Source organism: Nevskia soli (assembly GCF_903970205.1).
GTDB lineage: Bacteria > Acidobacteriota > Terriglobia > Bryobacterales > Bryobacteraceae > Bog-113.
Genome location: NZ_CAJCHS010000104.1, coordinates 1 through 6,535 on the forward strand (window position 1 = coordinate 1; position 6,535 = coordinate 6,535).

Below are 6,535 nucleotides of genomic sequence, written 5' to 3' on the forward strand. Positions count from 1 at the left end.
TAGAATCTCCACCGATGCTCCGCCGCGAATTCCTAACCGCGCTAGCCGCCGCACCCCTGCTCCGTTCCGACACCCCACCTCTCCCCGTCAAGCTCGGCATCGACCTCTTCAGCCTTCGCTCCCAAGGCTGGACGCCGTTCCAATACCTCGATTACTGCGCCCGCCAGCACGCCAAAGTCGTCCACTTTTCCGAGATCCGCTTCATCGGCAGCCTCGACCCCGGCAACCTCCGCAAGGTCCGCGCCCACGCCACGGAACTCGCCATCGAAGTCGAAATCGGAATGAAGTCGATCTGCCCGTCCTCCAAAATGTTCGACCCGAAAGCCGGGACCGCCGAAGAACAGATTTCCGCCATGATGGATGCGGCCACCATCGTCGGATCGAAAATCGTCCGCGCCGTTCTCGGCAGCGCCGACGACAGGGCCACCGCGCCCATCGAGAAGCACATCGAGAACACCGTGGCCGTCTTGCGCAACATCCGGTCCCGCGCCCTCGATCACAACCTGAAAATCGCCATCGAAAACCACGCCGGCGACATGCAGGGCCATGAGCTGAAAATGCTGATCGAAGCCGCGGGCCCGGATTTCGTCGGGGCCTGCCTGGATTCCGGCAATCCGACCTGGACCCTGGAAGATCCTCACGTCACGCTCGACGCCGTCGCGCCTTATGTCCTGACCAGCCACGTGCGCGACAGCGCCGTATGGAAGACGCCCGGGGGTGCCAACGTGACCTGGGTCCGGATGGGCGAAGGGAACGTCGATATCGACTCCTATGTGCGCAAGTACGCGGCATTATGCCCCGGCCGCGCGCTGTCCCTCGAATCGATCGTCTTCGGTCCGCGCAAATTCCCTTATCGCGACCCGAAATTCTGGGCCGCCTACCGCGACATCCCCGCCTGGGATTTCGAACGGTTCGAAGAACTGGCCGAGCATGGAACGCCGCGCCCCGACGAGCCGTGGGATCGGCCGAACGGCGTCGTCAAAGAACGCGAAGACCTGGAAGCGAGCCTCGCCCACACCAAGCGGCTGCTGAATCTTGAATAGCTTACGCCAGTACCAAAGGGTGCCCGGCGAAATCGTTTGTATAGTACAGTGCAGGTGAGCGGCGTGCTGTTTCGGAACAGTTCGCCCGTTTGCGCCGGACTGCGGTCCAGACACCGAGCCAAAGGTGTACGTTTTCACTTAGCCGATTAGAGGATTGGTCCGGCATCCGGGTACGATTGAGGAGATATTTAAGGTATGGGGCACTACCGGGTCTTGATCGTGGACGACGACGAGGCCATCTGCAAGATGCTCGGTCGTTTCCTCGATCATCTCGGCTATTCGGTCGAGCTCGCTCAGAACACCGGGCAGGCGATCGCGCTCCTGGATCAGACTTGGTTCGATCTGGTGCTCACGGACGTGCGCATGCCCGGCGCGGACGGCATGGAACTGCTGGCGTGGATCACCAGACACCGACCCGACACCGGTACGGTAATGCTGAGCGGCTGCGACGATCTGAAACTTGCCGTGCGGGCGATGAAAGCGGGAGCGCTCGACTACATCGAGAAGCCCTTTGCGCTTGCCGACGTGGGCGAAACCATCGGGCGCGCGATCGGCCGGAAAAAGGAGTCGGTGGAACGGTTGCATTACCTTGAGGGACTCGAACGAACGCTGAAGGAGCAGTCTGGACATTTGCGCGACACGCTCGATCAACTCCACGAAGCTTCCGAGGAAACGCTTGAGGCGCTGGTCACCGCGCTCGATGCGCGTGAACGCGAAACGCAGTCTCATTCGCAGCGGGTCAGCGAGTATTCGGTCCGCCTCGGCGAAGAGCTGGGTCTGCAGCCTGCCGAACTGGAAGTGATCCGGCAGGGTTCCATGCTCCACGATATCGGTAAAATCGGCATCCCCGACCGAATTCTCCTGAAGCCGGAAAGGCTTACGGCCGATGAGTGGGTCGAGATGCGAAAACACCCGGAAATCGGCGCCTGGATTGTGAACGGCGTCGACTCGCTGAAACCTGCGTCGGATATCGTGATCGCCCATCATGAGCGCTTCGATGGCCAGGGATATCCGCATCATCTCGGGGGCGAAACGATTCCTCTCGGAGCCCGCCTCTTCGCCGTGGCGGACACGCTCGACGCTGTTCTTTCGGACCGCCCGTATCGCAGCGGAAGCACCTACCAGGCCGCGCGCGAGGAAATCGAGCGCAACGCGGGCACGCAGTTCGATCCCGAAATCGCCGCCTGCTTTTTGCATGTCCCGGCTTCTGCGTGGGATGACATCCGCGAGCGCACCTGCTCCCGGTACCCGTCCAGCCTGGTCCTCACATGAGTGTCCTCACATGAGTGTTCTCCCATGAGTTCCCTCTCATGAGCAGCGTTCCCAAGCCGGTGAAAGCGGCGCACTCCCGGGCGCTCTTCGATGCGGTTCCCGAGCCTCTTTGGGTCGTTCGCCTGTCGGATCTGAAGCTCGTGCGGGTGAACGATGCGGCCACCGAGCGCTTCGGCTACAGTCGTGAGCGATTCCTGAACATGCATCTCGGCGATCTGCATTCGCCCGAGGATACCGCTCGCCTTCTGGAATCCGCTGAAACCCGCGACACCTCCTCCACCGGTTTGCGCGGCTGGCGTACCAAACGCGCCGACGGACAGAATATCGATACCGATCTTTCCGTCCGGTTCCTGGACTTCGAAGGTGAAGAGTGCGCCCTGATCTGCGTGCTCGATATGACCGCCCGCAAAACTCTCGAAGAACGGCTCCGTCAGGCCGGCAAGATGGAAGCGATCGGCATGTTAGCCGGCGGCATCGCGCACGACTTCAACAACCTGCTCACCATCATTTCCGGCTACAGCCAGTTGTTGATGACCGGCGTTTCCGATGCGGACCGGACCTCGCTCGAACAAGTCCTGAAAGCCAGCGAGAAAGCCGCCCAGCTCACCGGTCAGCTGCTGGCGTTTTCGCGGCGGCAGGAGCTTCAGCCCCAGCTTCTGGATATGAATCGCATCATCGAGGGGATGTCGACCATGCTGCGCCGCCTGATCGGGGAGCACATTGAACTCCGCCTGGCGCTCACGCCCGATCTCGGCGCGATTTACTCCGATCCCGGCCACATCGACCAGGTGATTATGAATCTGGTCGTCAATGCGCGCGACGCTTTGACCCAGGGCGGCCATCTCATCATCGAAACCGCGAACGTCGATCTCTCCGAAGACTTTGCGTGGCGCTGCCTCGGCGTTCCCCCCGGTAGCTACGTCATGCTGGCCGTGATCGATAACGGAATCGGCATGGATTCCCGTACCCGCGCCCGCGTCTTCGACCCATTTTTCACCACGAAAGAACCCGGCCGCGGCACCGGGCTAGGCCTTTCGACCGTCTACGGGATCGTCAAACAGGCCAACGGAACCGTGGATCTGGTCAGCGAACCGCAGCGGGGAACATCGGTCAAGGTCTATTTTCCACGCGTTGGAAACACGGTCCAGCCCGATGCGCCTGTCGAGCACGAATTCAGCGAAGGCGATAGCGACGGGGAAACGATCCTGGTGGTCGAGGACGAAGACGCGGTGCGCCGTCTGGTTCGAGCCACTCTGGAGCGTTCCGGTTATCGTGTGTTGGTGGCGGAGAGCGGCGCCGACGCCCTCCGGATTGTCCGCGAAACTCCCCACATCGACTTGCTCGTGACGGATCTGGTGATGCCCGAAATGAGCGGCGTTCAGGTCGCTGAGCGCCTGCGCGAAATCCATCCAGCGATACAACTGCTCTTTATGTCGGGTTATACCGACCGCTCCATCCAACGCACCGATGCCCTTTCCCAGGAGACTGAGTTTCTGCAAAAGCCCTTCACGCCGGCCGTCCTGATTTCCAAAGTTCGGGAAATCCTCGGGCGAGCGAACGGCGGCAATACGATGACCTCCGGGTCCGTTCAATAACTGAGTCGCGACTACAGTACCGAGCTGCGACGGCGACGGAGCGGTGACTACAACGGGCTCCTACGGTCGCACCACCCGCATCGTCCGATCCCACCTTGTCTTCGTAAAAAAGTGCGTCGCCAGGTCGAACAGGTGATCCACATTCACCGCATCCGTTAGTTCCTTCTCCGAAGCCTGATAAGACCACCACACCAGCACCGGTTTGCCGATGATATTCTCCGCGGGCACGAAACCCCAATAGCGGCTGTCCGACGAGTTATCGCGGTTATCCCCCATCGCGAAATATTGCCCTTCGGGAACCACCAGCTCGCCGCCCTGCACGCAGCACGCGAGCATGCGCAGCGCCGGACCGAACATCTGTTCGCGCGGCGGCTCGCCCGAAGGGAAGTTATCGCGGTACGTATCGGGGGGAAATATCGACTGCGTGTAGCTCTCCGTCACTGCCTGGCCGTTGCGGAAGAGCTTGCGGTTTTCAAAGTGAATCCGATCGCCCGGAATGCCGACGACGCGCTTGACGAAGTTCTGCTTCGGGTCCACCGGATAGCGGAACACGATGATGTCTCCGCGCCGCACCGGCTCATAGGGCAGCAGGTGACCGGTCAGATGGCCCGGCGGCGCATAGGCCAACTTATCGACAATCACATGGTCGCCCGTCATCAAAGTCGACTCCATGGAAGCGGATGGAATCACGAACGGCTGAGCGATCGTGCTCGTCGCGAACACCAGAATCAGGATGTTGAAAACCCATTCGGCCAAAGCAGCTACGCGCATATTCGACAGAATCTACGAGGGTGCGCACCGATTTGTTCCTTCGGCTGCTATATGTTTCGAGACGACCCATCCAACAGTCGGTGCGCGTGATGACAGCCTCGCTTCAGAAAGACAGACAATCGGCGCGTATCGCCATCGTTGAGCGGCACATTCAATTTGAGAACGAGCATGACCTTGAAGGCGTACTCAGCACCTTCGGTGAGAATGCGCAGTATGACGACGAACCGTGGGATGAACACTACAAAGGTCGGAACGGAGTCCGCCTCTTCTACCAACAACTAATGAGTGCCCTGCCCGATTTAGAAATCGATATTCAGCGGCGCCATGTGGCCGACGAAGCCGTGCTGGTAGAAGTGTTGATTCGGGGCACGCACCTCGGTGCGTGGCGAGGCCTTCCGGCAACGGGGCGGCGAATCCAATTCCCGCTTTGTGGTGTATATACGTTTGATTCCGACGATCATCTGGTTGGTGAAAGAATCTACTATGATCGCGGGACGGTATTGAAACAGCTCGGCGTCTTTCACGAGCCCGGAACTGTTTTGGGGCAAATTTCCACCTTGGTAGCGCATCCAATTACGATTGCGCGTGCGTTAGGGAGAAATCTCCGCCAATACTTCCCCGGCCGGCGAAGGACGTGAAGCGTCTTGTTCGATAGAATTCTACGGTAGTGCGCACCTATCTGTTCCTCCTCGCGGCCGCCGCGCTTCTGAACGCATCGGATCCGCGCGCCAAAGTGACCGACTACCCGGCCCACGCGGAATCCACTGGCGTGGCGATCGGCGCCGAGTACCTGGTGCATAGCTATGGCGACGGACACCAGATGCTAACCGCGCCGGATTTTCTGGTGGTCGACACGGCCGTGTATCCGAAGGGCGCCCCCGTCACGATTCACGAATCCGACTTTCTTCTACGCATCACTCCCCAGAAAGGCGATCCGTTTCTGGTGCAGGCGCAAGCCCCGCAATTCGTCGGACTGGGCGGCGCCTTTCAAGGTCTCGGCGCCGGCGGTGCAACCCAGCCCCGCGCACCGGGCGACCCCGGAGTGCATCAGCCCCCCATCCCGCAAGGCACGCCGAACGCTGCTGGAGAAATCGAGCCCGAATCTCCCAGCCAGGTCGCCGTGCGCACAGCTCTTCCCGAAGGCGAGACCCGCTCCGGCCAGGCCGGCTTCCTCTTCTTCCCGTACTCCGGAAAGACCAAGAAGCTCAAGGGTATCGATCTAATCTATAAGTCGGCGGGTGGCGAAGTAGTCGTCAAACTGTTCTAGGTGGGCGCGGAGTAACTCAATCCAGATTCGAGCGCTTCACCGTCAGGTTCACGGAAGTCGCCTTGGGTACAAAGGTAGGCCCGGCGTTTCACCGGATCGAGCAACCAGATAACACTTCAATGCATATTCGGCGGCCTCGAAAAGCAGCCTCAACCTCTTGTTCCCGAGAGACAAGGCACACATCGGGAACTCGAAAACGGGTAGCTGAAACTCGGATGCGTTGTTCCGGGAGTACGCGGATGTTCCATTCGCGTTGGTGCCTAAGTTCCGCTCGATCAGCTGCCCCTCCAGCATTTCCCGATCGGGCCGGTAGCTTGTACTCAAGTATTCCCCGACGGAGACTAATGCCGAAGTCGCCATGACTTTGGCTTAGTCGAAAAACACCGCTTGCTGACGCGCGCGGCTCCGTAGACTCACTAAGTTATGTTCGTTCGAGGACATGGGTAACAGAGCCGCGACGGTGACGGAGCGGTTAGTACCACGGGCTGCTAGACTACTTTCGCGCGCGTGCGTGGAGCATGGCTTCAATGCCATCGCGCGTATTGGCCGCGTTCTTCGCTCCGGCAAGGAAAGTCAAGGCAGCAACG

Annotated in this window: 6 protein-coding genes; 5 read left to right on the forward strand and 1 reads right to left on the reverse strand. The window is 60.2% G+C overall.

The genetic code is table 11. The features are described 5' to 3' along the window. The first annotated feature begins 14 nt into the window (after positions 1-14). From H1Y01_RS04925 to H1Y01_RS04935, 3 genes are all read left to right on the forward strand, one after another. Complete coding sequence (locus H1Y01_RS04925; RefSeq protein WP_180539157.1) at positions 15-1,043, forward strand: sugar phosphate isomerase/epimerase family protein; 1,029 nt, start codon at positions 15-17, stop codon at positions 1,041-1,043. Positions 1,044-1,238: 195 nt separating this feature from the next. Continuing rightward, positions 1,239-2,315, forward strand: coding sequence for an HD domain-containing phosphohydrolase (locus tag H1Y01_RS04930; RefSeq protein ID WP_180539158.1), 1,077 nt, complete (start codon positions 1,239-1,241; stop codon positions 2,313-2,315). Positions 2,316-2,353: 38 nt separating this feature from the next. Beyond that, positions 2,354-3,910: a response regulator gene (locus tag H1Y01_RS04935; RefSeq protein WP_180539159.1), complete on the forward strand. Its 1,557-nt coding sequence runs from the start codon at positions 2,354-2,356 to the stop codon at positions 3,908-3,910. Between the two features lie 60 nt (positions 3,911-3,970). On the opposite strand, the gene lepB is transcribed toward H1Y01_RS04935, so the two are convergent. Beyond that, a complete protein-coding gene (gene lepB, locus H1Y01_RS04940; protein WP_180539160.1) occupies positions 3,971-4,681 on the reverse strand; it encodes a signal peptidase I in 711 nt (236 codons plus the stop codon). An 89-nt stretch (positions 4,682-4,770) separates the two neighbouring features. On the opposite strand from lepB, the gene H1Y01_RS04945 reads away from it, so the two are divergent. Continuing rightward, complete coding sequence (locus H1Y01_RS04945; protein WP_180539162.1) at positions 4,771-5,319, forward strand: ester cyclase; 549 nt, start codon at positions 4,771-4,773, stop codon at positions 5,317-5,319. 29 nt (positions 5,320-5,348) lie between these two features. Then, entirely contained in the window at positions 5,349-5,948 is a 600-nt protein-coding gene (locus tag H1Y01_RS04950) for a hypothetical protein (protein WP_180539161.1), read from the forward strand. Positions 5,949-6,535 lie beyond the last annotated feature (587 nt).

Bases quoted from the DNA above. Each gene is read 5' to 3' on its own strand.
- H1Y01_RS04925 (WP_180539157.1), top strand. From the start codon at position 15: ATGCTCCGCCGCGAATTCCTAACCGCGCTAGCCGCCGCACCCCTGCTC.
- H1Y01_RS04930 (WP_180539158.1), top strand. From the start codon at position 1,239: ATGGGGCACTACCGGGTCTTGATCGTGGACGACGACGAGGCCATCTGC.
- H1Y01_RS04935 (WP_180539159.1), top strand. From the start codon at position 2,354: ATGAGCAGCGTTCCCAAGCCGGTGAAAGCGGCGCACTCCCGGGCGCTC.
- lepB (WP_180539160.1), bottom strand. From the start codon at position 4,681: ATGCGCGTAGCTGCTTTGGCCGAATGGGTTTTCAACATCCTGATTCTG.
- H1Y01_RS04945 (WP_180539162.1), top strand. From the start codon at position 4,771: ATGACAGCCTCGCTTCAGAAAGACAGACAATCGGCGCGTATCGCCATC.